Origin of the sequence: Pseudomonas sp. RIT-PI-q (assembly GCF_001297125.1) — a bacterium.
Taxonomy (GTDB): Bacteria; Pseudomonadota; Gammaproteobacteria; order Pseudomonadales; family Pseudomonadaceae; genus Aquipseudomonas.
The window spans coordinates 1-26,368 of record NZ_LHPC01000049.1 but is presented as its reverse complement, the minus strand read 5'-3'; the positions used below and the strand labels follow the sequence as shown (position 1 = coordinate 26,368).

The following is a 26,368-nucleotide window of genomic DNA, read 5'->3' as shown; positions in this document are numbered from 1 at the left end:
TGAGGCAATTGAAACCACAATAGCTGCAGCAGCCAACCGCAAAATGAATAACGAAGCGCCACAACAGCTCTATTTTATTGAACACTAGCCCTTGCAGGACGAAAAAACCTAGTTGTATGATGTCTATCAACAAGAAACACCCAGTCACACCCCGCATAAAAATAATCAGTGGGAGATAACGCAGTGAATACACCCCTATCCGGGATGCACGACGGCGCCAATTCGGTCCTGACGTCCGCCATCTCAAAAGTGAAACGGCACGTCCTGCCCCTGTTTGTCATCATGTTCATCGTCAACTACATCGACCGCGTGAACATCGGCTTCGTCCGCGCCCACATGGAGCACGACCTGGGCATTGGTGCTGCCGCCTACGGCCTCGGCGCCGGCCTGTTCTTCATCGGTTACGCGCTGTTCGAAGTCCCCTCCAACATCCTCCTGCAAAAAGTCGGCGCACGAATCTGGCTGACCCGCATCATGCTGACCTGGGGCCTGGTGGCTGCCGGCATGGCCTTCATCCAGAACGAAACCCACTTCTATATCCTGCGATTCCTGCTGGGCGTGGCGGAAGCCGGTTTCTTTCCCGGAGTGATTTATTACTTCACCCGCTGGTTACCCGGCGTAGAACGCGGCAAGGCGATTGCGATCTTCCTCAGCGGCTCGGCCATCGCGTCGCTGATTTCCGGCCCGTTGTCCGGCCTGCTCCTGCAACTCAGCGGCTTTGGCCTGCACGGCTGGCAATGGATGTACTTCATCGAGGGCATGTTCTCGGTCGGGTTGTGCGTGTTCGTCTGGTTCTGGCTCGACTCCAAACCTCACGACGCCAAGTGGCTGAGCCGCGAAGAGCAGGACGCGCTGGTCAAAGCCATCGACGACGAGCAACTGGCCCGCGAAGCCGCGACGCCGATCAAGCCGTCCTTGAGCAAGCTGCTCAAGGACCGGCAGATCATCCTGTTCTGCCTGATCTACTTCCTTATCCAGCTGACCATCTATGCCGCGACCTTCTGGCTGCCGAGCATCATCAAGAAGATGGGCGACCTCAATGACATTCAGGTCGGGCTGTTCAACTCGATCCCGTGGTTGCTGTCGATCGTCGGCATGTACGCCTTCGCTTCGCTGTCGGCCAAATGGAAACACCAACAGGCCTGGGTCGCCGCTGCCCTGCTGATCGCGGCGGCCGGGATGTTCATGTCCACCACCGGCGGGCCGATCTTCGCGTTCGTCGCGATCTGCTTCGCGGCGCTGGGTTTCAAATCGGCATCGTCGCTGTTCTGGCCGATCCCCCAGGCTTACCTGGATGCACGCATCGCCGCTGGCGTGATCGCTTTGATCAACTCGGTGGGCAACCTCGGCGGCTTCGTCGCGCCGACCACCTTCGGCCTGCTGGAAGAACACACCGGTTCGATTCAGGGCGGGCTGTATGGCTTGGCCGCGACGTCGATCATTGCCGCGATCATCGTCTTCGCCGCTCGCAACACACCGAAATCCGCACCTGCCGTTGCACTGGACCAACCAGCGCCCAATCACGCCTGAACATTGCTTTGAAAGGACAAGAACATGAACCCACAAGAAGCCGCTAAAGCCCCGATCATCACCAGCATGCAGGTTGTTCCGGTCGCCGGGCACGATGGCATGTTGCTCAACCTGAGCGGCGCCCACGGGCCATTTTTCACTCGCAACATCGTGATCCTCAAGGACAACGCCGGACACACCGGCGTCGGTGAAGTACCGGGTGGCGAGCGCATTCGCCAGACCCTGGAAGATGCGCGCAGCCTGGTGGTCGGCAGCCCGATTGGCACCTATCAGAAGATTCTCAATCAGGTGCGCCAGACCTTCGCCGACCGCGACGCCGACGGCCGTGGCCTGCAGACGTTTGACCTGCGCATCACCATTCACGCAGTCACCGGCCTGGAAGCGGCGCTGCTTGATCTACTCGGTCAGCACTTGGACGTGCCCGTGGCGGCGCTGCTCGGCGAAGGCCAGCAGCGCGATGAAGTGAAGATGCCCGGGTATCTGGTTTACGTCGGCGATCGCAACGAAACCGACCTGGCTTACCGCGGCGACCCCGACGCCGACAACGACTGGTTCCGCGTGCGTCACGAGAAAGCCATGACCGCCGACGCCGTGGTCCGTCTAGCCGAAGCCGCCCATGCGCGCTACGGTTTCAAGGACTTCAAACTCAAGGGCGGCGTGCTCAGTGGCGACGAAGAAATCGAAGCCGTCACCGCCCTGGCCGAACGCTTCCCTGATGCGCGCATTACCCTTGATCCGAATGGCGCCTGGTCGTTGAAAGAAGCCATCCGTTTGTGCCGCGATCAGCATCATGTGCTGGCTTATGCCGAGGACCCGTGCGGCGCGGAAAACGGTTACTCGGGCCGCGAAGTCATGGCCGAGTTTCGCCGTGCCACGGGCCTGAAAACCGCGACCAACATGATCGCCACCGACTGGCGGGAAATGGGCCACGCCATTCAGTTGCAATCGGTGGACATTCCGCTGGCCGACCCGCATTTCTGGACGATGCAGGGCTCGGTCCGCGTGGCGCAGATGTGCCACGAATGGGGCCTGACCTGGGGCTCGCATTCCAACAACCACTTCGACATTTCCCTGGCGATGTTTACCCACGTCGCGGCCGCCGCGCCGGGTGAAATCACCGCCATCGACACGCACTGGATCTGGCAGGACGGCCAGCGCCTGACCAAAGCTCCGCTGCAAATCGTCGGCGGCTGCGTGCAGGTGCCGAAGAAACCCGGTCTGGGGATTGAACTGGACATGGATCAACTGGCCAAGGCCCACGAACTGTACAAAGGCATGGGATTGGGCGCGCGGGATGACAGCGTGGCGATGCAGTTTCTTATTCCGGGGTGGAAATTCGATAACAAGCGGCCATGCCTGGTGCGCTAGCGCTCTGGAAAACACCGCAACCCTGTAGGAGCCGAGCTTGCTCGCGAAAGCGGTCTCTCAGTCACATTGATGCATGATGTGCCGCCGTCTTCGCGAGCAGGCTCGCTCCCACAGAAACTTGGCCTGATCATCAGGGACGGGTTTTAATGACCGCTCTGAAATCAGCGGTCAGCGCAATGAACTCTCACAAATCGATGAAAACCCTTGCCGGCGTTGCCAGCCCAAAAATGCTGGCGATGGGTTTGGCCTTGTTCGCCACAGGCCCGTGTTTTGCGTTGGATAACATCGAGACGGTGGTGAATGACGCCGTACGACCGGTCATGCAAGCCCAGGCCGTTCCCGGAATAGCCGTGGCCGTGACCGTCAACGGTAAGCCGCATTACTTCAACTACGGCGTGGCCTTGAAAGAGAGCGGCAACGCCGTCACCGAAAACACCCTGTTCGAGATCGGCTCGGTGAGCAAAACCTTCACCGCCACCCTCGCCGCCTACGCCCAGGCCAGCGGCAAAATTTCCCTGTCGGACAAGGCCAGCCATATTCTTCCTGAATTGCGTGGCAGCGCGTTTGACACCATCAGTGTGTTGCAACTCGGCACCTACAGCGCCGGTGGCCTGCCACTGCAATTCCCAAGCGAAAGCGACGCGCCGGAGAAGATGCTCGGCTATTTCAAACAATGGAAACCGACCTATCCCGCTGGCAGCCATCGGCTGTATTCAAACCCGAGTATCGGGTTGTTCGGTTACCTCGCGGCGCACCGCATGGGCGCTTCGTTTGATGACGTGATGACAAAGACCCTGTTGCCGAAACTCGGGTTGAAGCACACCTACCTCAAGGTGCCGCAGGATCAGATGGGGCTTTACGCTAACGGTTACAACAAGCAAGACCAACCGGTGCGGGTTACGCCGGGAGCGCTGGACTCAGAGGCGTATGGGGTTAAAACCAGTGCGGCGGACCTGATCCGGTTTGTTGAGGCGAACATGAAACCCGAGGGTCTGGAAAAACCTCTCCAGCAAGCTATCGCGACGACTCACACCGGCTATTACACGGTCGGCGACATGACTCAGGGCCTGGGTTGGGAGCTCTATAGCTACCCGATCACCCTCGACAAATTGCTCGCCGGCAACTCGACGCCAATGGCCATGGAAGCGCACACAGTCCAGTGGCTGAACCCGCCTCGAGCGCAACCGGAAAACGTGCTCATCAACAAAACCGGTTCGACGGGTGGCTTCGGTGCGTACATCGCGTACGTGCCCTCGAAAGACATCGGCATCGTGATCCTGGCCAACAAAAACTACCCAATCCCGGACCGAGTCAAAATCGCTCACACGATACTGAACGCCCTGGCCCACCCAGAATAACTCAGCCCCCTATAGCAGCTGCCGAGCCTGCGAGGCTGCGTTCGGCTTTGTAGCAGCTGTCGAGCCTGCGAGGCTGCGTTCGGCGTTGTAGCAGCTGTCGAGCCTGCGAGGCTGCGTTCGGCTTTGTAGCAGCTGTCGAGCCTGCGAGGCTGCGTTCGGCTGCGAAGCAGTCGTGAAATCAGGCGATGCGGTGTTTCAGAAAGACCGCGTATTCAGGTTTTACGACTGCTTCGCAGCCGAACGCAGCCTCGCAGGCTCGGCAGCTGCTACAGGTAATCGGCCGGCATACAAAAATGGGCGACCCCTTGAGGTCGCCCATTTTCGTTCGTGCGCCGCCATTGACGAATCTGGACTTACACGTCCAATATGGACAAATACATCCAGATGATCCGCAGGAGATAAGCCATGATAAAAACAATGTGCCTGGGCTTTGCATTGGCATTGTGTGTCACCAGTGCCCTGGCGGATGACAAACCTCTGCGTATCGGTATCGAAGCCGCTTATCCACCGTTTGCCTTCAAGACATCTGATGGCAGCATCGAGGGGTTCGACTACGACATCGGCAACGCCCTGTGCGCGCAAATGCAGACCAAATGCGTGTGGGTCGAGCAAGAGTTCGATGGCCTGATCCCTTCGCTGAAAGTGCACAAAATCGATGCGGTAATTTCCTCGATGTTGATCACCGAGGAGCGCAAGCGTTCGGTCACGTTCACCGACAAATACTATGCGAGCCCGGCAAGGCTGGTGATGAAGGCCGGGACTCAAGTCGACGATGACTTCAACCAGCTCAAGGGCAAGCGCATTGGCGTGCAGCGCGGCACGTCCCAGGATCGCTACGCCACCGACAAGCTGCAACCGCTGGGCGCCGACATTGTGCGCTACGGCTCCCAGTCGGAAATCTACCTGGACATGCAGTCCGATCGGCTCGACGGCACCATCGCCAATGCCGCGCCGCTGCAAGAGGGTTTCCTGAAGACGCCGCAGGGCCAGGGTTTCGCCTTCGTCGGACCGGAGCTGCGCAACCAGGAATACTTTGGCGAAGGCACCGGCATAGCGGTGAGCAAGGGCAACACGGAACTGGCCCAGCGCTTCAATACGGCGATCAAAGCCCTGCGCGCCGACGGCACTTACCAACAAGTCGAGAAAAAGTACTTCGATTACAACATCTACGGCGATTGAGTCCCGGTTCACGGAGCAAGCTGCATGACCCTCATCGACACCCTGATCCGCAACGCCACGCTCATCGACGGAACCGGCGCACCGCCCTTTGTCGGGGATGTCGCAGTCGTTGCCGGGAGGATTCACGGGATCGGCGACTTTCCCGACCTCGATGCCCGCAACGTGATCGATGCCCGGGGCAAAATCCTCAGCCCGGGTTTCATCGACGTCCATACCCACGATGATCTGGCGCTGCTCAAGCAGCCGCAAATGTTGCCGAAAATCTGCCAGGGCGTGACCACGGTGATCGTCGGAAACTGCGGCATCAGTGCCGCCGGGGTGCGCCTTCGCGGTGAGCCACCGGACCCGATGAACCTCCTCGGCGAGGCTGCGGACTTCAAATACCCGAGCTTCGCTGCCTATGCAGCGGCTATCGAAGCGGCTCGACCGACGGTGAACGTTGCCGCGCTGGTGGGGCATACCGCATTGCGCGCCAACCATATGCAACAGTTCGACCGTGCAGCGACGGCCCACGAGCTGCAAGCCATGCGCGAAGACCTCAAGGCTGCGCTGGAACAAGGCGCCTTGGGCCTGAGCACCGGGCTGGCCTATCGCAATGCCCTGCAAGCGCCCACGACGGAAGTCGATTTCCTCGCAGCCACCTTGCAGGACGTCGGCGGCATCTACGTCAGTCATATTCGTTCCGAAGATGACGAAATCATCGAAGCCCTCGACGAGGCCATCGACATCGGTCGCGCCGCCGCCGTGCCCGTGATCATTTCGCACCTCAAATGCGCCGGGCGCGGGAACTGGGGGCGCAGCGAAGCGATTATCGGCCGGCTTGAAGCGGCGCGACAGCAGCATCCGGTGGGCTGCGACTGCTACCCCTATGCCGCCAGCTCGACCACCATCGACCCGCGCATTGTCGACGAAGGCTTCAGGATCCAGATCACCTGGTCTACGCCGCACCCCGAGATGGCCGGTAAAGATCTCAAGGACATCGCCGCGCTGTGGGGCCTTCCACAGGCCGACGCGGCGCGACGGCTGGAACCGGGCGGTGCGATTTATCATGAGATGGATGAGGCCGATGTCTCGCGCATCCTCGCGTATCCGCACACCATGATCGGCTCCGACGGCTTGCCCAACGACCCGCGCCCGCATCCCCGGCTGTGGGGCACTTTCCCTCGGGTGCTGGGCCATTACAGTCGTGATCAGGGACTGTTCCCGCTGGAGGAAGCCGTGCGCAAAATGACCGGGCTGCCGGCCGAACGCTTTGGCCTGCGCGATCGCGGCCGACTCCGCGTGGGGGCCTGTGCTGACCTCGTGTTGTTCGACGCCGGGGCCATCCGCGACTGCGCCACGTTCGAACAACCGACATTGCAACCGCAAGGCATCGAGGCGGTGTGGGTCAATGGCGAGTTGTCGTATAGCCAGGGCCAAAGCACCGGGGCGCGAGGCGGGCAGTTTATTCGGCGCTAATCAAAACTTTTGTGGCGGGTGTGAGGCTATAACTTCCGACATCTCCTTTGCCTGTCACACCGCTATCGCGAGCAGGCTCGCCCCCACAGAGTTCGGTGCCGGCAAACACAAATCCCGTAGCAGCTGTCGAGCCTGCGAGGCTGCGTTCGGCGGCGTAGCAGTCGCAAAATCAGGCGATGCGGTGTTCCAGAAAGACCGCGTATCCAGGTTTTACGACCGCTGCGCGGCCGAACGCAGCCTCTCAGGCTCGACAGCTGCTACGGGGCCATTTCAATGCGGCTATCGATGGATACCATTGCATCGCCGTCCAAACCGGGTACGATCGCGCCCTTTTTAATCCACCCGCCACGCATCTGGCCCTCCACGTCGCTTTACGGCCCAGGGACTATGCTGAATCAGGGCCTGAGGACGAATCGATGAAAGTGCTGTTGGTCGATGATCACGCGGTGGTGCGCATGGCGATCGGGATGATTCTGGCCCGTGAAGGCCATGAGATCGTCGGTGAGTGCGACAACGGTGTCGACGCCCTGAGCAAAGCATTCGAGCTCAAGCCCGATGCGATTGTGCTCGACCTGGACATCCCGCAACTCGATGGCATGGCGGTCATCGATCGGCTGCGCCTCGGTGGCAGCCCGGCTCGGGTGCTGGTCCACACCGGGCTGAAAAGCCAGGCCTACGCGGCGCAATGCCTGCGTGCCGGCGCGTCGGCCTTCCTGTCGAAAATCGACGACCCGGTGGAAATCGTCACCGCGCTCAAAGCCGTGGCCAGCGGCAAGACCTGGTTTCCCGCCAGCACGTTCGACTCGGTCCGCAAAAGCGATTTTGCGCAGAACGATGCGCAGCTGTTGAGTGCGATTACCCGCCGTGAACTCAAGGACCTGCACGGCCTGGCACTGGGCAAAAGCAACAAGCAAATTGCCGACGATATGCTGCTGAGCAACAAAACCGTCAGCACCTACAAAACCCGCCTGATGCAAAAGCTCAATGCTTCCACGCTGCTGGAACTGATCGAATTCGCCAAGCGTAATGACCTGGTCTGAGTCATGACTGTGATCTGTCGTGTGCTGCTGGGCGTGCTGATGTTCCTGACATTGCAGGCCTCCGCCGAACCGTTGTCGCTACTGAGCCGCGCGGCCGACAGCAGCGTCGCGCTAACACTCACGACCACTCAGCGCCAATGGCTGGCGCACAAGGCTGTGCTGCGAGTTGGCGTTTATCTGCCCGACCGCCCGCCGCTGGACATGACCGCCAACCAGAAGGATTACGAAGGCCTGTCCGCCGATTACCTCGATGTGCTGGCGCGCGGTTTGGGCGTGCGCCTCCAGGTCAATCGCTATGCCGATCAGCAGCAAGCGTTGGCCGCGCTTGAACAGGGTGAAGTCGATCTGGTCCCACGGATCAATCACCTCGAAGCGGGCAATAGCGAGCTGCTGCTGAGCGCGCCCTACGCCTACGATCAGGCGGTGTTGATCAGCCGCTTCGGCACGCACTGGCCCAACGACCAACCACCGCCCGGCACGACGGTGTTGTTCGATCCCGACTGGATTCAACAGGAACGCGTGGCCGCACTGTTTCCCGAATTGACGGTAGCGTCGGTGCGCTCCACCGAGCAAGGTCTGGGACGGGTCGCCTATGGCGAAGGCAAGGTGCTGCTGACCGATGCGATTTCCGCGCAGTACCTGTTGGAACGCAGCTATCAGCAGAGCTTGAAACAGACCATTCAGCGCGATTCCGAAGGGCTGGGCTTCAGCTTCGCGGTGCAACGTCAGGACAGCCAGTTGCGCACCTTGCTCAACAGCGCCCTGGCGAAGATTTCACCCCAGGAGCGCGCCGTGATCGCCCGGCGCTGGGGCATCGGCGACAATCCGAAGCTGGGCTACAGCCGTCTGCAACTGACCGCGACCGAACAGCAATGGATCAAGGATCATCCGCAGATCGACGTGCTGGCCAACGACCTGTACTCGCCTTTCAGCTTTTTTAACGCCGACGGTGAGCTACGCGGCATGGCCGCCGATCTGCTGGAGTTGATCAACGACCGCACCGGGCTGGTGTTCCGGCCGAGCAAGATCACCTCCATCGACGCCATGATCAGCCGCGTGCAGCGCGATCCGGTGAGCATTATCGGCGCGCTGACGTACAGCGAGCGCCGCGATGCCAGCCTGGCGTTCTCTCGTCCCTACCTGGTCAACCCGTTTGTGCTGGTCACCCGCGCCCAGACTGAACATGCGGGCCTCACCGGCATGAAGGGCCAGCGCGTGGCAATCATCAAGGGCTCCGCCGCCGCCAACTGGCTGGAGCGTGAGTGGCCGGACATTCAACGGGAAGAAGTCGACGTCCCCATCGAGTCCTATGAACTGCTCGCCGAAGGTCGGGTTGCGGGCGTGATCCAGCCACAACTGAGTGCCGCCTACCTGATCGACCGCTTCTTCCGCGGCCGCTTGCAAATCGATTCGGTGATTGGCTCGCAGCCCGCGCTGATCGGCTTCGCCACCGGAAATCAGAACGCCGAGCTGGTCTCGATCCTCAACAAAGCCCTGCTCGATATTCGTCCCGACGAATTCACCGACCTGGCCAATCGTTGGCAAAACCCGCAGGAGAGCGAGGGCGGCTGGAACGCCTACAAAAGCTGGTTCTACAAAGCGGTGCTGGGGTTGTTGGCGGTGTTGCTGGTCATTCTGGCGTGGAACCTGGGGCTGCGTCGGCAGATCGCCGAGCGCCAGAAAGCACAGAAAGCCTTGAACGACCAATTGGTGTTCATGAAGGTCCTTGTCGACGGCACACCGCACCCGATCTACGTGCGGGATCGCCAGGGCCTGCTGCTGACCTGCAATCGCGCGTACCTGCACGTGATGGAAGTCGAGCTCGACCAGGTGCTGAACAAGGGCTTGATCGAAGCCAACATACTGCCTGTCAACGACGCCCACAGTTACAAGCGCATCCACCGCGCCACCCTCGACAGCGGCGAACCGTCCTTCGACAACTTCGCCATGACGGTCAACGGCAAGACCTATCACATCTACCACTGGGCCCTGCCCTATCGCGACTCCGACGGCACCATGACCGGCGTGATCGGCGGCTGGATCGACCTTACCGAACAGCAGCATCTGCAACATGCATTGCACCAGGCCAAGGACCTGGCCGAGGCGGCGAATCGCGGCAAGAGCCACTTCCTGGCGGTGATGAGTCACGAGATCCGCACGCCCATGAGCGCCTTGATCGGTGTCCTCGAACTGCTGCGCGACAAGCGTCCCGACGCCGAGCTGATCGACATCGCCCAGCAATCGGCCGGCGGCATGATGGAGTTGATTGGCGAGATTCTCGACCTGTCGAAAATCGAATCCGGCAAGTTCGAACTGCGTACCGGCACCTGCCATCCCGAGCGGTTGGTGAGCACGGTGATCCAGAGCTTCGCCAGCCTCGCGCAACAGAAAAACGTCGCCCTGACGTGGGTCAAACCAGGGGTGGACATTGCGGTGGAACTGGACTCCCTGCGGTTCCGCCAGATTGTCGCCAACCTGATCAGCAACGCGATCAAATTCACCCCACAAGGCACGGTCAGCGTTGAACTGCACCTTGAGACCGATGACGGTCTCGCCCACTTGCGGCTGCGGGTACAAGACACCGGCATCGGCATGGACGAGCAGCAGCGCCAGCGGCTGTTTCAGCCTTACACGCAGTTCGAGTCCAGTGACACCGAGTTGCAGATCGGCACCGGTCTGGGGCTGGCGATCTGTCAGCAACTGACGCAGTTGATGGGTGGACAACTGAGCTGCGTCAGCACGCCGGGACACGGTTCAGTGTTCACCCTGGCGCTGGACGTTGCGGTGGTGGCGGACGCCGAGACAGCGCCCTCGGTCGAGGCTGAAAACGTGGCGTCCCTGCCCGCCCGGCGCATCCTGATCGTCGAGGACCACGAGTTCAATCGCGTGGTGTTGCAGCGACAACTGGAGTCGTTGGGCATGCGCGTCACGTGTGCTGAAAACGGCGTGGAAGGATTGCAGCGCTGGGGCGAGGAAGCCTTCGATTACGTCATCACCGACTGCAACATGCCGCAGATGAGTGGCGATCAGATGACCCGCCAGTTGCGGGCAGCCGAGGCGCGCGACGGACGCGCGGCCACGCATGTGATCGGGTTGACGGCCAACGCCCAGCCCCAGGAAATCCAGCGTTGCCTGGCGGCGGGCATGAATGACTGCCTGTTCAAACCCGTGACCCGCAGCGTCCTGGAGCGTTATCTGGGTGACGCGGAACAGAAGCGTAGCGCGACGGTTGCATGCTTCGATATCAACAAAGTCCGGGACACCACGGCCGGCGATCCGGCGATGACCCGGCAACTGCTGTCCACGGTGCTGCGCACCAATCAGGAAGACTTCGACACCTTGCTGGCGCTGTATGCCGCCGCTGATTTCAGCGCCATGGGCCGCTGCTGCCACAAGATTCTCGGCAGTGCGCGGATCATCCACGCAGCGCCGCTGATCAGTGCTTGCGAGCAACTTGAACAAGGTTGCCACGACTCCGTTCGGGGCGCCGAAATGAACCTGTTGCTTGAAGCCTTCGTCACGCAGATGACGCGTCTTCAGGACAGCATCCGGCTCAGTACCGATACCTAATTGTGTAGGACGTTTCCCACAAAAAGTTAGGAAGCCGCTGCGTTACCTGCTCCGCCCCTGTCCGCAGAATCCATGGCTCTTCTCCCCTGCAGTCGGCGGATGTCCATGTTTACGTTTGGTGTGCGTTTTTCTCGCGTTTCGATGTCAGGTGCGTTGTTGATGCTGGGCGCCATGCCCGGGATGTCGAACGCAGCCAGTTGTGACCCGCTCAATTGCCTGGCCTCGCGTCAGGAAAATGTGCTGGTCAACGATGGCTCCACGCTCCATGTCGGCAGTGGCGGCGCCGTCGTCAACAGCACGGTGAGCAATGGCCACCTGCAAGTCTGGGACTCAGGAACATCGGTGGGCACCACCATTGACGGCGACAACGGTTGGCTGCAGATCAACGATAACGGTTCGGCCTATGACAGCGTTTTGACCCGCGGCCAGATGGTTGTCGTCGGTTCGGCCACGGCGCTTCGCACCACCGTCACCAGCGGTAATTTCGACGTCGCCGAGCAGGCGGTGGTCGGCGATACACAACTCAACGGCGGCAGCCTGTGGGTGTACGCCAACGCCGTCGCCTATGGCACGCGCGTCAACAACAGCCAGATGACGGTCTATCAAAACGGTTACGCCGAACGCACGATGGTCAACGACGGTGGGGTTCTGTCGGTCAGCGATAACGCTTCGGCCATCGACACCGTCGTCAACCAGGGCGGCATGCTGGAGAGCGTGGCCGGCACCCACGTGCACTTCTCCACGGTCAATCACGGTGGGCTGATGGTGCTGGGCGATCGCGCCGATGCCAGTGACACGACGCTCAATTCCGGTGGTGTTCTGCAACTCAAGGGCGATGGAATCTTGGGCGGTGCCAGCCATGTCGACGGTCAAGTCAACTTCGCCGACCCGGCCATCAACGGTTTCCATACCCTGATGATCAAAGGCCCGCTGACCGGCAACGGCACTTTCATGATGAACACCGATCTGGCCTCCCTGCGCGGTGATCGGCTCAATGTGCTGGGGCCGATCAGCGGCAGTCACACGCTGGTGGTCGCCGACTCGGGTAATACACCCGGTCGCGCGGAACAGAAATTGATGCTGGTGGATGGCAACGGCGGCAGAGGCGACTTCACGCTCTACGGTGAAACGGTGGATGCCGGGGCTTATCGTTACCAGTTGCAGCAGGAAGGTGACGACTGGTATCTGGCCAATCTGGCTGGGGGTGATCCGATCGACCAGCCGGATGGACAGCTGGATCCACAGCCACCGGTTGCACCCATCCCACCCATCCCACCGATCCCCCCGGTTTTTCCTGTGGATCCTGTTGAGCCTGTACCGCCCGTTCAACCACCTCGCCTGCCTCAGGCGCAAACCCTGAGCAAAGGCGCCAACGCAGCGGTCGCCAGCCATGCCGCCAGCGCGACGTTGATCAGCGCGCAAATGAGCGCCACCACCGGGCATTTTGGCGAACTGCGCTCGGGCAAGGATCAGGGCGGTGTGTGGACCCGCGCTTATGGCACCGAACAACGTCTGGACACCGGCACCAGCCGCGCCTTCGATCAGCACGTCAACGGTATGGAAATTGGCGCCGACAACGCCCTGGCCTTTGCCGACGGCACGCTCTATGTCGGTGGCTTGCTCGGCCAGGGTCAGGGCCGGCAACAATTCGGCGAGGCCAGCAAAGGCACAATCGATAGCACCACGCTCGGCGCGTATGCGAGCTACCTGGACCGTAGCGGGTTGTACGTCGATGGCGCGCTGAAATACAGCCGTCTGGACAATGAAATCGACATCACCAGCAACCTCGGCGACAAGGTCAAGGCGCGCTACAAGAACCATGCGGTGAGCGCTGACGTACAAGTCGGCAAGCACATCGATCTGGGCCGTGGCTGGTTTGTCGAACCGCAGGCGGGACTGCAAATGGCGCGCATCAGTGGTGGGCGGTACACGGCCAGCAATGGCCTGGACGTCGAGCAGGAGGCGATGAACTCGGTTCAGAGTCGTGTCGGTGGAATGCTCGGACGCGATCTGGAACTGGGCAACGGTATGACCGTGAAGCCTTACGCCAAAGCGACCTGGGTTACCGAGCATGCCGGCGACAGTCACGTGAAGGTCAACGGCGCAAAACTGGACAGCCGACTGCCGGGCTCACGGGCCGAGATGGGTGGTGGGGTGATGGTGACGGCGGCGCAAAAGCACAACGTCTACGCCGAAGGGGCATACGCCAAGGGCAGCGATATCGAACAGCCTTGGGCGGTAACCGTCGGTTATCGCTACAACTGGTAATACATCGAAGCTTCGCAGCTGCGTTCACTTGTAGCAGCCGTCGAGCCTGCGAGGCTGCGTTTACTTGTAGCAGCTGTCGAGCCTGCGAGGCTGCGTTTACTTGTAGCAGCTGTCGAGCCTGCGAGGCTGCGTTCGGCTGCGAAGCAGTCGTAAAATCAGGCGATGCGGTGTTTCAGACAGACCTAGCATTCAGGTTTTACGACTGCTTCGCAGCCGAACGCAGCCTCGCAGGCTCGACAGCTGCTACAGGCGAACGCAGGCTCGACAGCTGCTACAGGCGAACGTAGGCTCGGCAGAGGCGGCAGACGAACGCAGGATCGGCAGCGGCTACTCAATCATCCGGCATTTCTGGCGGTTTGGTGGGCTTGGCCGGTTTGCCCGGTTTTGTGCCTTTGGCACCCTTGACCGGTGCAGCTTCCTCAACCGGTGCTGGCGCCGGCACCGCAGCTTCTTTCTCGGACGCGGGCAGTTGGTCAACGGCATCGAAAATCGTCTTCAGCTCGACCGCTCCCGACTCTTCAAGCTTTTTCTCCCCGTCCTTGCCAACCAGAATCACCTTGCTCTTCGCCCCGGCCCCCAACTTCAGCGAGCGGATCAATGCCGCCGTGTCTTGTGGCCCCAGGTCTTTACCGTCGCGCTGCCCCATCAAATTGAGCACCGTGTACAGCACCATGTTTCGGTCAGTGAAACCCTTGCGGTTAGCCGGTTCATCCAGCGACTTTTTCAGGCTGACCCACGTCGGATCAACCGTGCTCGGAGCGATGACGATCAACGGCCGGGACCTGCCCTTGTCCATGTCCAGAGGTGAGTCGCCATCGGCGGCGAACAAGGGGCCGGCGAAAGCCAGCAAAGTAGCCAGGGTCAATGACCTGATGAGCATGCGCATCTCCTTTTGATATCCACGCTCTAATGATTGCGCATCGCGGCGTTCGTTCCGGGTGACGCACCGCAAATTGTCTCTCGCCTTGCCCCAAGCTTAGGTCAGGGCGGTCATTGCGCAACAGGCTGAGCTAATCTCATGGCTTAAAACGAGATACCTGAACCGCCGTGAGGATCGCGCTATGAGGATCACGCCATGAGCACTCAGCTGAACCACACCATCGTCTGGTGCCGCGACAAGCAGACATCGGCCAACTATCTGGCCGACATCCTCGGCCTGCCTGCGCCCGAACCCTTCGGCCCGATGCTGATCGTCCAGCTCGACAACGGCGTGGCGCTGGATTTCTCCGACAATGACCCGCCGATTGCCCCGCAGCCCTATGCGTTTTTGATCGGTGACAGGGATTCCGCCGCCGTCTCCGCCCGCCTGCAAGCGCGCCATCAGCCCTGGTGGGCCGACCCCGGCAAGCAGCGAGCGAACGAGATCAACGATTATGGCGGTGGCCGGCGGGGCTACTTCGATGACCCGGGCGGGCACCTGCTGGGGGGAATGACCCGAGCCTAAGCGAGGGCGGCGACCAGCGCGGGGAGCGAAAAGGGAACACACCGCCCACGCCGGGGTCGCTCTCGGCCCAGAGTTCACCGCCATGGGCCTGCACGATGCTGCGGCAGATGTACAAACCCAAGCCACTGCCGTTCGGGTTGCCCTCACGAATCGGCCAGTAGCGTTCGAAGATGTGCGGCAAGTGCACGGGGTGGATACCGCCACCATTGTCGCGCACCGAGATCAGCACCTTGCCGTCCACCTGCCAGGCGTTGAGGTCGATACGGCCACCTGACGGGGTGAATTTTATGGCGTTGCCCAACAGGTTCGACAGCACCTGAAACAGCCGCTGGGGATCGGCGTCGATGCTCAACCCTTCAGAGCTGGTGCAGTTGAGTTCGATGTTCTTGTCGGATGTGAGGGTCACCAGCAATGCACACACTTTTTGCAGCAACTCGACCACATCCAGCGGCTTGCACTCGAGCGGATACTGACCGGCATCGAGTTTCGACTTGTCCAGCAGGTCGGCGATCAGCGCATTCATTCGCTCCGTGGCTTCCTCCACGGTGCCCAGGGCTGCGCTCAGGCGCACGGTGTGCTTGCCTTCGTCCTTGGCCACCAGGCGCTGCATCATTCCGCATTGCATGATGATAATGGTCATGGGGTTGCGCAGGTCGTGGGACACCACCGCCACTAATTCATCACGTTCCCTGACCGCTTCATGCTCGCGGTGAACCTGACGGGCGAGGTCGTTTTCAATCGCGTAACGGCGCAGCTCGTTGACCGCGTAGGCATCCGCCGCGCTCCACTCGCGCGCCCTGCCCTCCACTTGCTGTTCCCACAGGGCAAAGGACGTGCGCGGTTGCAAACGGTTGTCGCCCGCGGCACTGAAGTGCTCATCAGGGTTGCCGCTCCACTTCATGCTCGAACGTATTTGCGGGCGGAACCACAGGACGCCGTTGTCCACCGGTTTGGGCAGGACAAAAGCCAGAAGTCCACTGGCTGCCTCGCTGTAGAGCGCACTGGCACCGTGCAGACCTTGCAGGTGGTTGGTCAGCAACGGCTCACTGCGTTCCAGGCACTGCTCGCGTACCCACAGGTAAAGCGCTCGCACTTGCTCCACCGTCGGGCATTCACCGATCAGCTGCAAACGATCTTCGATCAGCACCGCAACACCGCCGGCACCGGTCAAGGCCAGCAGTTGCTCGGGGTGATTGAGCAAGCCCTCCAGCACATCGCTGTCCGCCTGGCGCATGGCTGCACTCAGCTCATTGATCAGGCGCGATTTCTGTTCACGCTGATGCTGCGCGTCGCGGATCTGCAGCGCGCAAATTTGCACGCTGAGCAACTGGGCGATCGCCGCACACATCGTGCGCACCGAATGACTGACCAGCAGCGGTTCTGGATGTGCGCAGGTGATCAGTCCCCACAGCTGATCGCCCTCCAGCAGTGACAGGCTCATGGACGCGCGAACGCCCATGTTTTCCAGGTACTGGCAGTGCACCGGCGATACGCTGCGCAACACCGAAAACCCCAGGTCCAGGGGTTGCCCGGTGTCAGGGCGCAACAGCGGAAGAATCGGCACCGGCTCATAACGCGCGTCCGGGATCCCCCGAATCCAGTTCAGGCGATACAGCTCACGGGCCTGAGCCGGGATGTCCGAGGCGGGGAAACATTGCCCCGGCAACCAGGCAAAATTCCGCCCAGCACCTCGCTGATGACTTGCCCGTGCCCCGCTGGCTGGAAGCGATAAATCATCGCTCGGTCGAAGCCGCTCAGGTGGCGGATTTCATCGACACTGACGCTGTACAAATCGTCGAGCGTGCTGGCGGCCTGCATCCGCCGCAGGGCCCGCAATAGGCCGGCGGTGTTGTCCGGCGCCGCCTCGAGCACCGGCTCCGGTTCAAGAATAATCAACCCGTCATGGCGGTTGAGCGAACCGTTGAAGCGCTGCGCAGCAATCTCCAGCACTAACGGATTGGCCACTTCCAGGTCATTCGACAACAGCGCCTGGCGAACCTGTTCTGCCGCTGCGCTACCCGCGAGCATCGTCAAAGGTTGCTGCAATAATGCGGCGGCGGTCTGCCCCAGCAACGCCGCGCAATTGCGGCTGATTTGCTGAATGATCAACTCAGGTTCACTCAAGGTCAGCAACACGCCATGAGGCTGGATCGACCCCGGAATCCGAATCGCTTCGCTGGCGCATTCGGCGAGCGCGGCGTCGAGTTGCGCATCAGTAAGGCGATTCATAGCAACACCTCACGCTGTTCGAGCCAATCTTCGAAAGCCTTGAAGGTCGACTGGGCCGCGACCACCGACGCCGCCCGTTCAATGGGAGCACACACTTCGTACAGGCACGCCAGGAAACCGCGCCACAGCAGCACCGCCGCCGTGCCATAGACGGTCAAAACCCTCCCGCCGCTGCGCTCATCGATACCCAGGCGCGAGTACAGTCCGTTGCGCAGCGACTGGCCACCCAGCGTCGCGCCTTCAAGGACGTACAACACGCCGAGCACATCGGCAGCGGAACGGGGCTGAAAGGAAAAAGTGCGCAGGGGAATGGCGTCGATTGCGGCAGCGTCCAGGCCCAGCGCATACAGGTCGGCTTCGAGCGATGGGGTTTTGCTGCGAATCAACCAGTCCAGATCGGGAATGCTCATGGCCCTCTGGAACAGCAGGTTTTCCAGCGGCCGATAAAAGCCGTAATAGGCTTCGATCAGGCGGGTATAGCCCACTAAATCGGTGGTCAAAAACGGAATGCGTTTTTCCAGCACTTGATGCTGGCGGGTGGTGGCGGTGCGCAGGTCACTGAGAATCAGCGGCAGGCTTTTGGGCGGGGCGGTCACGACAGTGTGTCGAAACAATACCCAACTCCGTGGGTTTGATAGTCGGTAATGAGCGTGTACACGTGCCACCTCTTCCTTGTCGAATTCGGGGGAAATGCCGACAAGTCATTCGTGGGCGAATGAAGGCTGGCTTTCCACCGTAGCACCGATACGCTGCAGGAGGGGGTTTGTTTGTGCAACGGGCGGAATCAGAACGCCAGTTTGTACCCGATCAGCACCAGCATCGTGGCCAGGCATGGGCGCAGCACTTCATCGGAGATCCGGCCGGTCAAATGACTGCCCAGGTAAATCCCCGGCAGCGAGCCGACCAGCAAGTAGCCCAGCACATGCCAATCCATGTTGCCCATGCTCGCATGGCCAAGGCCTGCGACCAGGGTCAGCGGCACGGCGTGGGCGATTTCCGTGCCGACCAGGCGACGGGTCGGCAGCAGCGGATACAGAATGAACAGCGCCACGGTGCCGAGGGCGCCAGCACCGATGGAGGTCAGCGCGACCATGGTGCCGAGGACCAGGCCGGTGATGACGGTGAGCGCATTGAGGCGCGAGCCGCTGGGGTTGTAGTTGCCACCGGCGCGTTTGTGAGCGAAATCAAGCAGGCGTTTCTTGAAGAAGATTGCCAGCGCCGTGGCAAACAAAACGAAGCCCAAGGCCTGTTTGATCACGGCGTTCATTGCATCTGGAGAGGTGTGCAAACTGTTGAGGAACCACAGCGTCATGGCGACTGCCGGCACGCTGCCGAGGGTCAGCCAACCGGTGATCGCCCAATCGATGTTCTGGTTTTTCCTGTGAACCAGCACGCCGCTGGATTTGGGGATCGCCGCGTACAGCAGGTCCGTGCCCACCGCCGTCGCCGGGTTGATGCCGAACCACAGGAGGATCGGCGTCATCAGCGAGCCGCCGCCCACGCCGGTCATGCCGACGATGAAACCCACCACCAAACCTGCAACTACCAAACCGAAGTTAACGAAATCCATTAACACGCCCACAAAAAACGCATGAAAAAACTGGCCCGCAGCATAGCGATTTTTCTTATAACCACTTATATCGATAAGAACTATCGTTATTCCCCAAACACTTATCTCATGTAGCAACGCGAGGCTCTGTAGCAGCTGTCGAGCTTGCGAGGCTGCGTTCGGCTGCGAAGCAGTCGTAAAACCTGAGTGCGCGGTCTCCCTGATGCACCGCATCGCTTGATTTCACGACTGCTTCGCAGCCGAACGCAGCCTCGCAGGCTCGACAGCTGCTACAGAGCCGAACGCAGGCTCGACAGCTGCTACGGGATCGGTTGTGCAAGGGGATTACTGCACAGGCAGGAAATTCAGGAACAGCAGGCTCTGCGCGTAGTTCAGGCCGATCCGACGGTAGCGCTCATCGAGCATCTGCGTCAGCAAATCCAGGCGCGCCACAATCTTGCCGAACTCCACGGCAAAACTCAGGTTGCTGCCCTCCTCCGAGATTTCGTTGGAGAACAATAAAGGCTCGCCGCTTTTGTTTTGCCGCTGGCTGAGGATCCAGGTGGCTTTCTCGATGTTGCGCGCGGCGTTACTGACGAAGGTCGGGTTGATCGCATCCGTCATGTAGAACTCCAGACGATTACCGTGGGCGGTGACCAGCATGCTGCCAATGGCATAGATGAAGGCCCCGACCCGGTCGCCGAGGAACTCCGGACTCATGGCATAACTGAGTGCCGCCAGGTCTTTTTTGCCTCCGAGCGTCGGCAGCGGTTGTTGCTGTTCGATGGCCATGCGCACTTGCTTTTCAGCGGTGCGGGCGTCGAGGAAACCGGATTTTTTCAGCTCGTCTGGATTGCGCAGGTAGAGCTTGCTCATGAGCAGATACAGGCTGTCGAGGTTGTCGCGCATCGTCAGGGTCGCCATGCGGTCGACGCTGGTCTGGAGGAACTCCTGGGGTTTGCCTTCGCGGAACTGGTTGACGATGTCGCTGCCCTGCTGCTGACTGCACCCCGTGGCGAAGCACATCGACAAGCAGGCCAACAGCAGGCCGGTGCGGCGGATTTGCGGGGTAACAACGGGGAAAACGCGAGCCACGGGGTCTGGAACTTGGGCATGGGCTTGCGGTGGGGATCGCCGCAGGCTGGCCAAGGATAGAACCGCCAATCCTGAAAAAGTGCAGTGCCGGCGGTCCGTTCAACAAAACCCAGCCACGACACAACCCCTGCAACTACCGGCACAAAACTGCGTTCGCCCCTGTAGCAGCTGTCGAGGAACGAGGCTGCGTTCGGCTGCGCAGCAGTCGTCAATCAAGCACCGCAATGTCTGGGAGCCCCTGCCTCGCACGTTTTGCGAGGACTACGTCCTCGAACGCAGCCTCGTACCTCGACAGCTGCTACAAATCCGCGAACTTGCGCGTAATACACAAGTTTTGCGAGGACTTCCTCGGCAGCTGCTACAAGTCCACGGAACCTCCGGGCGATTTTGCTGCCAACTGATGTATTAATTGAATGTCGAAAAAGGAGGTTTGCATGCGCACGCTGCAATTGGCCGGCATTAACGTACCGGTCATCGGCCAAGGCACCTGGCGCATGGGCGAAGAGCGTTCCTTGTATCGCCAGGAAGTCGCGGCGCTGCGCCAAGGCATCGAGTTGGGCATGACCCTGATCGACACCGCAGAAATGTACGCCGAAGGCGGTGCCGAGCAAGTGGTGGGGGAAGCCATTGCCGGCCTGCGCGATAAGGTCTTTCTGGTCAGCAAAGTCTACCCGCACAACGCCAGCCGCAAAGGCATCCCCCAGGCTTGCGAGCGCAGCCTGCGGCGGCTCGGCAGCGATTTTATCGATTTGTACCTGCTGCATTGGCGCGGCCAGTATCCCCTGGAGGAAACGGTTGAAGCGTTCGAGCGCCTGCGTGAACAAGGCAAGATCGGCCGTTGGGGGGTGTCCAATTCCGCCCGCGACGATTTGCACGAACTGGACTCACCCGCCTGCGCCACCAACCAGGTGCTCTACAACCTGGAAGAGCGAGGCATCGAATTCGATCTGCTGCCCTGGTGCCAACAGCAGCGGCTGCCATTGATGGCCTACTGTCCGATCGGCCAGGGTGGGCATATGCTGGTCAATTCAACGCTCAAGCAGGTTGCCAACCGTCACGGAGTGACGCCTGCCCAGGTATCGCTGGCATGGATTCTTCGTCAGGAAGGAGTGATCGCCATCCCCAAAGCGGTCGGACCCGAGCATGTGAGGCTCAATGCGCAAGCGGCGCAGTTGCATCTGGAAGCCGGGGATCTGGAGGCGCTGGACCAGGCTTTTCACGCGCCACAACGAAAGCAGCGGTTGGCCATGGTCTGAGCCATCGCGGTCTGTCTGAGGCCTCGGCATGAGAAGCACCGATCCGCTCGATTCTTTCAATCTGCAACGCTTTGTCCAGGCGCAAAACCCGGTGTTCAACCGGGTTCAGGCCGAATTGAGCGCCGGTCACAAGCGCAGTCACTGGATGTGGTTCATCTTTCCGCAGCTTGCCGGGCTGGGTGGTAGCGAAATGTCGCGCCATTTTGCCATTCGTTCCGCCGAGGAAGCTGCGGCTTACCTGGATCACCCGCTGCTGGGGTCACGACTGCGTACCTGCACACAGCTGGTGCTGAACATCGAAAAGAGCTCAATTGCAGCCATATTCGGCCATCCTGACGACCTAAAGTTTCACTCCTCGATGACACTCTTCGCCCAGGTAGCGGCCGACGACAGTCTCTTCCAGCAGGCCTTGAACCGCTACTTCCACGGCATTCTGGATGACTGGACGCTGTCGCTGCTGGACTCAAAACAGGCCCAACTGCCCACCAATCAAGGTTGAAAAGTCGTCGTCCACGAACGGCAGGATCGCGTCCGCCACCGGTTGCAGTTGCCGTGTTACGTAGTGGTCATAATCAATGGGCGCGCTACGAATTTCCAGCGGCTCAGGCCCGGCGACGCTGATCACGTAACTGATCCAGCCACCGTTCTGATACTGCCTTGGACGCCCCTGCTGGTCGTTGTACTCGTCGGCGATCCGCGCCGCCCGCACATGGGGCGGCACGTTGCGTTCATAGTCATTGAGGGTTCGGCGCAGGCGCTTGCGGTAGATCAGCCGGTCGTCGAACTCACCGGCCAGGGTTTTGCGCACGTAGTCGCGCACGTAATCCTGATAAGGCTTGCGATTGAAGATGCGCAGGTACAGCTCCTGCTGGAATTGCCGGGCCAGCGGCGACCAGTCGGTACGCACGGTTTCCAGGCCCTTGTAGACCATTTCATCGGTGCCGTCGGCACGGGTCACGAGCCCGGCGTAGCGTTTCTTGCTGCCCTCCTCGGCACCACGGATGGTCGGCATCAGGAAGCGTTTGTAGTGGATTTCGAACTGCAACTCCAGCGCACTCACCAGGCCAAATTCCTGCTGCACATGCTCACGCCACCACTGGTTGACGTGATCCACCAGCGCGTGACCGATCTTCGCCGCCTCTTCTTGACCGTGGGCACGGCGCAGCCAGACGAAGGTCGAGTCGGTGTCGCCGTAAATCACCGTGTGGCCCTGGGCTTCGATCAACTGTCGGGTGCGCAGCATGATCTCGTGGCCGCGCAAGGTAATCGACGACGCCAGGCGCGTATCGAAGAAACGGCAGCCGCTGGAGCCGAGCACGCCGTAGAAGGCGTTCATGATGATCTTCAGCGCCTGGGACAGCGGCGCGTTGTGTTCGCGCTTGGCGGTTTCCCGGCCTTCGGCGACTCGGGCGACGATGGCCGGCAGGCAATGCCGGGTTCTGGAAAAACGCGCGCCGCGAAAACCTGGCACCGACTCACGGTCGTCCGGATGCTTGAGTCCCTCGATCAAGCCCACCGGGTCGATGAGGAAGGTGCGGATGATCGACGGATAAAGGCTTTTGTAGTCGAGCACCAGCACCGATTCGTACAGCCCCGGCTGCGAGTCCATGACAAAACCGCCGGGGCTGGCTTCAGCTGGCTTGCCGCCGAGATTGGGCGCAACAAAGCCCTGGCGGTGCATCAACGGCATATAAAGGTGGGTGAACGCCGCCACCGAGCCACCGCTGCGGTCGGCCGGCAAACCGGTGACGCTGGCCCGCTCCAGCAGGAAGGTCAGCAGTTCGGTCTTGGCGAAAATCCGCGTCACCAGTTCGCAGTCCTTGAGGTTGTATTTGGCCAGCGCCGGTTTGTCCTCGGCAAACATGCGATTGATTTCGTCCATGCGCTGGTATGGGTTGTCGATCGACTTGCCCTCGCCGAGCAGGGTTTGCGCGACGTTTTCCAGACTGAATGACGGGAAACTCCAGGTCGCCGAACGCAGAGACTCGATACCGTCGATGATCAACCGGCCAGCGGCGGCGGCAAAGTAATGGTTGCGGCTGCCGTGTTCGCGCCATTGCATTTCTTCGCCGCCGCGCCCCAGTTTCAGCGGCACTCCCAGGCGCCGGGCATGTTCGTGAAGCACGCGCAGATCGAATTGCACAACGTTCCAGCCGATGATCGCGTCGGGGTCGTGCCGGGCGAACCATTCGTTGAGCTTTTTCAGCAGCAGGGTTCGGGAGTCGCAGTATTCGAGCTGGAAATCCACCTCGCTGTCGTCACCGTTGGGCGGGCCGAGCATGTACACCTGACGCTCGCCGCAGCCTTCCAGGGCGATGGAATACAACTCGCCCTGTGCGGTGGTTTCGATGTCCAGCGACACCAGCCTGAGCTTGGGACGGTAGGCGGGATCGGGTTTCATCTGCGCGTCGAGCAGCAGGCCCTCGGCATTCGGCGTGCCGCCAAAGATCACCGGCGCGGTGATGAAGCGTTCCATCATGTAGCGTTCCGGCGGGCGCACGTCGGCTTCGAACATATCGACGCCGGCCCTGCGCAGCGCGGTTTCCAGGCGCATCAACTGACCGTGTTGCCGGCAATACAAGCCGAGCACCGGGCGGTGCTCGAAATCCTCGAGGGCCAATGGTTTCAGTTCGACGTTTTTCTCGCCACGCAGTACGACGTCGGCCTGTTCGCGCTGCTCTGCGGGGATAAACGCCACCGAGGGTTGATAAGGCAGGCGGATTCGTCGGGGACCGTTATCGGTCGCCAGCCAAAACTCGACTTCCGTACCGGCCGGGGTATCGCGCCAATGCCGGGTCAGGACGAAGCCCTGCTGTAAATCCACCACTGCAACCTCAAATCTGGTTCAAGGCGCAATTCTACGCGTCATTGCGGCATCGCACGCGAACAAGGCTGCGCCCCGCTCTGTAGCAGCTGTCGAGCTTGCGAGGCTGCGTTCGGCTGCGAAGCAGTCGTAAACCCTGAACGCACGTTATTCCTGACACACCGCAGTGTCTGATCTCACGACTGCTTCGCAGCCGAACGCAGCCTCGCAAGCTCGACAGCTGCTACAGAGCCGGACGCAAGCTCGACAGCTGCTACAGGGCCGGACGCAGGCTCGACAGCTGCTACAAAGTGCGTGTGATCTTGAGGTTTGTGGAAGAAAAACCGCCGAATGACGTTTTTTGCGCGTTATCTGCCGTTTTCTGCCTTGCCCTTCGGGCTCAGGTCTACGATTCTTCAAGAATAACGACAACACCTGAGAAGCCACCATGAAAACCGTCGCCCAACTGCTGAAGTTAAAGGCTGAACAGAATCATGAAGTCCACACCATTGCGCCTCACCAAATGGTGCTGGAAGCGCTGATGGTCATGGCCGCGAAAAACGTCGGTGCATTGCCGGTCGTGAAGAATGGCGAGGTCGTCGGCATCATCAGCGAGCGTGACTATGCGCGCAAACTGGTGCTCAAGGGGCGCTCCTCGGTCGGCACACCGGTCGAAGACATCATGGTCTCGCCGGTGATCACCGTGGATACCCACCAAACCGTCGAAACCTGCATGGGCATCATGTCCGACAAGCGTCTGCGCCACTTGCCGGTGGTGGAAAACGGCCAGTTGATCGGTTTGCTGTCGATTGGCGATCTGGTCAAGGAAGCCATCGCCGAACAGGCTGAACTGATCCGGCAGTTGGAGCAGTACATCCGCGGCGAATAACTGCCCAAATCCCCTGTAGGAGCGCGCTTGCTCGCGAAGGCAGTGGGTCAGTCAACGCCCGCATTGGCTGACCCGCTTTCGCGAGCAAGCGCGCTCCTACAATTGATCGGCTGTGTTGTCAGGAGGGCCAATGCCGGGCAAAGACCGGTGCCAGCGTCGGGTGCCGGTCGATTCGTGTAAGCCATACGAAAAAACCAGGTCGGGCATGGCGCAGGTACTCCCGGCTGCCCTCCCACCGCGTCACGACCGCCGCCAGCACATCCAGCGCCCCCGGCGTCTCATCGCCCAGATACAAATCACCCGAGAACTGATCGGCAAACACCTCCCAGCTCCGGTGCAGTCGCTGGCGGGCACCGGCCATGAGGTTTTCCCTGGACGATTGATCCGCCTCGGCCAACCAACGCTCGGGGTAATCGATGATGCCGATGGCCGCATAGCAATTGCAGACGATGTACACCATCCCCCGGATCACCTGATCGCGCTCGGCGAGGTCTTTTGGCAGCAAATTCGACTCGGGAAACGTCAGCCCCAGATGAATCAGGATCGCCGCACTTTCGGTGAGAATACCGCCGTCGGGCTTTTGCAGCGTTGGAATCTGCTTGAGCGGATTGAGCTTTTCCAGGGCCTTGGCCGCCTCCGGGGATGACTCGATATCGATGAAGCGATAAGGAATCTCTCAAAGCTCCAGCGCCGCTTCAATCGCCGCGGCGCCAGAGTTTTTGTGTCCGTAGAGCTGGTACATAAACACGTCCTCGAGACTCGGTTTTGTTTGAGTCGCATCGGTGGATCACAGGATCGCAGCCTGCGGCATCAGGCTAATCAGTGTAGAAGCCGCCATCGACCACACCGTAGCCACCCGTCGACCGCACCATCATGCTCGCAAGGGGTAACTTATTCGCCCCATCATTGCTGTCGATGTTTACCATCACGTCAATGAAGTTCTCATAAAAAATCCGCGGCGTAACATCAGCTCCATACCAACCAACAACACCCCGGAGCACACGATCATGAAACGCCAAATCATCCTCAGCATCGCTTTCTCGGTTTTTGCAATCAACGCTTTCGCCGCTACCTCGACTCACCCGGTTGTCGCTGAAGGCGGCTCGGATCGTCTGATCGAAAGTCGTGTGGCTGAAGGTGGTTCGGATCGTCTGATTGAAAGCCGCGTCGCTGAAGGTGGTTCGGATCGTCTGATCGAAAGCCGCGTCGCTGAAGGTGGTTCGGATCGTCTGATCGAAAGCCGCGTCGCTGAAGGTGGTTCGGATCGTCTGATCGAAAGCCGCGTCGCTGAAGGTGGTTCGGATCGTCTGTTGTCTTTTATACACGTCTCCG

General features: G+C 60.5%; 20 protein-coding genes and 1 pseudogene. 13 read left to right on the top strand and 8 right to left on the bottom strand.

The annotated features are described in order from the left end of the window. The first annotated feature begins 204 nt into the window (after positions 1–204). The 8 genes from AEQ67_RS25245 (at position 205) to AEQ67_RS25210 (ending at position 13,771) form a co-directional block, all read left to right on the top strand. Positions 205–1,530, top strand: coding sequence for an MFS transporter (locus AEQ67_RS25245; RefSeq protein WP_442965675.1), 1,326 nt, complete (start codon positions 205–207; stop codon positions 1,528–1,530). Positions 1,531–1,554: 24 nt separating this feature from the next. Beyond that, positions 1,555–2,898 carry a glucarate dehydratase gene (gene gudD, locus AEQ67_RS25240; protein ID WP_059406506.1) on the top strand — a complete coding sequence of 448 codons (1,344 nt, stop codon included), beginning with the start codon at positions 1,555–1,557 and terminating at the stop codon, positions 2,896–2,898. Positions 2,899–3,125: 227 nt separating this feature from the next. After that, a complete protein-coding gene (ampC, locus tag AEQ67_RS25235) occupies positions 3,126–4,256 on the top strand; it encodes a class C beta-lactamase (protein ID WP_236710405.1) in 1,131 nt (376 codons plus the stop codon). A 405-nt stretch (positions 4,257–4,661) separates the two neighbouring features. Next, the gene (locus tag AEQ67_RS25230) at positions 4,662–5,435 is read left to right on the top strand and encodes an ABC transporter substrate-binding protein (protein WP_059406504.1); all 774 of its coding nucleotides are present in this window, start codon (positions 4,662–4,664) and stop codon (positions 5,433–5,435) included. A 24-nt stretch (positions 5,436–5,459) separates the two neighbouring features. Beyond that, entirely contained in the window at positions 5,460–6,893 is a 1,434-nt protein-coding gene (locus AEQ67_RS25225) for an N-acyl-D-amino-acid deacylase family protein (RefSeq protein ID WP_059406503.1), read from the top strand. Positions 6,894–7,309: 416 nt separating this feature from the next. Further along, the gene (locus AEQ67_RS25220; protein WP_059406502.1) at positions 7,310–7,933 is read left to right on the top strand and encodes a response regulator transcription factor; all 624 of its coding nucleotides are present in this window, start codon (positions 7,310–7,312) and stop codon (positions 7,931–7,933) included. Positions 7,934–7,936: 3 nt separating this feature from the next. Beyond that, the gene (locus AEQ67_RS25215; protein ID WP_059406501.1) at positions 7,937–11,503 is read left to right on the top strand and encodes a transporter substrate-binding domain-containing protein; all 3,567 of its coding nucleotides are present in this window, start codon (positions 7,937–7,939) and stop codon (positions 11,501–11,503) included. Positions 11,504–11,602: 99 nt separating this feature from the next. Beyond that, entirely contained in the window at positions 11,603–13,771 is a 2,169-nt protein-coding gene (locus tag AEQ67_RS25210; protein ID WP_236710404.1) for an autotransporter outer membrane beta-barrel domain-containing protein, read from the top strand. A gap of 331 nt (positions 13,772–14,102) precedes the next feature. On the opposite strand, the gene AEQ67_RS25205 is transcribed toward AEQ67_RS25210, so the two are convergent. Then, positions 14,103–14,651 carry a DUF4174 domain-containing protein gene (locus tag AEQ67_RS25205; RefSeq protein WP_059406499.1) on the bottom strand — a complete coding sequence of 183 codons (549 nt, stop codon included), beginning with the start codon at positions 14,649–14,651 and terminating at the stop codon, positions 14,103–14,105. 195 nt (positions 14,652–14,846) lie between these two features. Between AEQ67_RS25205 and AEQ67_RS25200 the strand changes: the two genes are divergently transcribed. Continuing rightward, positions 14,847–15,215, top strand: coding sequence for a VOC family protein (locus AEQ67_RS25200; protein WP_059406498.1), 369 nt, complete (start codon positions 14,847–14,849; stop codon positions 15,213–15,215). On the opposite strand, the gene AEQ67_RS25195 is transcribed toward AEQ67_RS25200, so the two are convergent. The 5 genes from AEQ67_RS25195 to AEQ67_RS25180 all read right to left on the bottom strand — a co-directional run bounded on the left by AEQ67_RS25195 (position 15,136) and on the right by AEQ67_RS25180 (position 20,088). Next, complete coding sequence (locus AEQ67_RS25195) at positions 15,136–16,881, bottom strand: ATP-binding protein (protein WP_236710403.1); 1,746 nt, start codon at positions 16,879–16,881, stop codon at positions 15,136–15,138. The two genes, AEQ67_RS25200 and AEQ67_RS25195, sit on opposite strands and share 80 nt — an antisense overlap. Further along, the gene (locus AEQ67_RS36395) at positions 16,818–17,444 is read right to left on the bottom strand and encodes a hypothetical protein (protein ID WP_063854476.1); all 627 of its coding nucleotides are present in this window, start codon (positions 17,442–17,444) and stop codon (positions 16,818–16,820) included. The genes AEQ67_RS25195 and AEQ67_RS36395 overlap by 64 nt, the downstream gene beginning before the upstream one ends. After that, positions 17,441–18,058, bottom strand: a complete 618-nt coding sequence (locus AEQ67_RS25190; protein WP_236710402.1) for a biliverdin-producing heme oxygenase — start codon at positions 18,056–18,058, stop codon at positions 17,441–17,443. The genes AEQ67_RS36395 and AEQ67_RS25190 overlap by 4 nt, the downstream gene beginning before the upstream one ends. A gap of 170 nt (positions 18,059–18,228) precedes the next feature. Further along, on the bottom strand, positions 18,229–19,014 hold the full coding sequence (locus AEQ67_RS25185) for a sulfite exporter TauE/SafE family protein (RefSeq protein ID WP_059406497.1): 786 nt from the start codon (positions 19,012–19,014) through the stop codon (positions 18,229–18,231). Between the two features lie 324 nt (positions 19,015–19,338). Further along, a complete protein-coding gene (locus AEQ67_RS25180; protein WP_059406496.1) occupies positions 19,339–20,088 on the bottom strand; it encodes a hypothetical protein in 750 nt (249 codons plus the stop codon). Positions 20,089–20,522: 434 nt separating this feature from the next. Here AEQ67_RS25180 and AEQ67_RS25175 point away from each other — a divergent pair, with 434 nt between their 5' ends. Both AEQ67_RS25175 and AEQ67_RS25170 read left to right on the top strand, forming a co-directional pair. Then, positions 20,523–21,344: an aldo/keto reductase gene (locus AEQ67_RS25175; protein WP_059406495.1), complete on the top strand. Its 822-nt coding sequence runs from the start codon at positions 20,523–20,525 to the stop codon at positions 21,342–21,344. Positions 21,345–21,372: 28 nt separating this feature from the next. Then, complete coding sequence (locus tag AEQ67_RS25170; protein WP_059406494.1) at positions 21,373–21,843, top strand: DUF1810 domain-containing protein; 471 nt, start codon at positions 21,373–21,375, stop codon at positions 21,841–21,843. Here AEQ67_RS25170 and AEQ67_RS25165 read toward each other — a convergent pair. Continuing rightward, the gene (locus AEQ67_RS25165; RefSeq protein ID WP_161807484.1) at positions 21,808–24,168 is read right to left on the bottom strand and encodes a DNA polymerase II; all 2,361 of its coding nucleotides are present in this window, start codon (positions 24,166–24,168) and stop codon (positions 21,808–21,810) included. The two genes, AEQ67_RS25170 and AEQ67_RS25165, sit on opposite strands and share 36 nt — an antisense overlap. Positions 24,169–24,595: 427 nt before the next feature. Between AEQ67_RS25165 and AEQ67_RS25160 the strand changes: the two genes are divergently transcribed. Beyond that, positions 24,596–25,036, top strand: a complete 441-nt coding sequence (locus AEQ67_RS25160) for a CBS domain-containing protein (RefSeq protein ID WP_046056085.1) — start codon at positions 24,596–24,598, stop codon at positions 25,034–25,036. A gap of 118 nt (positions 25,037–25,154) precedes the next feature. On the opposite strand, the pseudogene AEQ67_RS34245 reads toward AEQ67_RS25160, so the two are convergent. Beyond that, positions 25,155–25,778: pseudogene (locus tag AEQ67_RS34245) on the bottom strand (glutathione S-transferase N-terminal domain-containing protein). A gap of 265 nt (positions 25,779–26,043) precedes the next feature. Between AEQ67_RS34245 and AEQ67_RS25150 the strand changes: the two are divergent. Continuing rightward, positions 26,044–26,368, top strand: a 325-nt coding sequence (locus AEQ67_RS25150) for a hypothetical protein (RefSeq protein WP_059406491.1), incomplete at its 3' end; no start/stop codon positions are given.

Excerpts from the sequence above, each read along its gene's own strand:
- AEQ67_RS25245 (WP_442965675.1), top strand. The coding sequence starts at position 205 with ATGCACGACGGCGCCAATTCGGTCCTGACGTCCGCCATCTCAAAAGTG.
- gudD (WP_059406506.1), top strand. The coding sequence starts at position 1,555 with ATGAACCCACAAGAAGCCGCTAAAGCCCCGATCATCACCAGCATGCAG.
- ampC (WP_236710405.1), top strand. The coding sequence starts at position 3,126 with ATGCTGGCGATGGGTTTGGCCTTGTTCGCCACAGGCCCGTGTTTTGCG.
- AEQ67_RS25230 (WP_059406504.1), top strand. The coding sequence starts at position 4,662 with ATGATAAAAACAATGTGCCTGGGCTTTGCATTGGCATTGTGTGTCACC.
- AEQ67_RS25225 (WP_059406503.1), top strand. The coding sequence starts at position 5,460 with ATGACCCTCATCGACACCCTGATCCGCAACGCCACGCTCATCGACGGA.
- AEQ67_RS25220 (WP_059406502.1), top strand. The coding sequence starts at position 7,310 with ATGAAAGTGCTGTTGGTCGATGATCACGCGGTGGTGCGCATGGCGATC.
- AEQ67_RS25215 (WP_059406501.1), top strand. The coding sequence starts at position 7,937 with ATGACTGTGATCTGTCGTGTGCTGCTGGGCGTGCTGATGTTCCTGACA.
- AEQ67_RS25210 (WP_236710404.1), top strand. The coding sequence starts at position 11,603 with ATGTCCATGTTTACGTTTGGTGTGCGTTTTTCTCGCGTTTCGATGTCA.
- AEQ67_RS25205 (WP_059406499.1), bottom strand. The coding sequence starts at position 14,651 with ATGCTCATCAGGTCATTGACCCTGGCTACTTTGCTGGCTTTCGCCGGC.
- AEQ67_RS25200 (WP_059406498.1), top strand. The coding sequence starts at position 14,847 with ATGAGCACTCAGCTGAACCACACCATCGTCTGGTGCCGCGACAAGCAG.
- AEQ67_RS36395 (WP_063854476.1), bottom strand. The coding sequence starts at position 17,444 with ATGAATCGCCTTACTGATGCGCAACTCGACGCCGCGCTCGCCGAATGC.
- AEQ67_RS25185 (WP_059406497.1), bottom strand. The coding sequence starts at position 19,014 with ATGGATTTCGTTAACTTCGGTTTGGTAGTTGCAGGTTTGGTGGTGGGT.
- AEQ67_RS25175 (WP_059406495.1), top strand. The coding sequence starts at position 20,523 with ATGCGCACGCTGCAATTGGCCGGCATTAACGTACCGGTCATCGGCCAA.
- AEQ67_RS25170 (WP_059406494.1), top strand. The coding sequence starts at position 21,373 with ATGAGAAGCACCGATCCGCTCGATTCTTTCAATCTGCAACGCTTTGTC.
- AEQ67_RS25160 (WP_046056085.1), top strand. The coding sequence starts at position 24,596 with ATGAAAACCGTCGCCCAACTGCTGAAGTTAAAGGCTGAACAGAATCAT.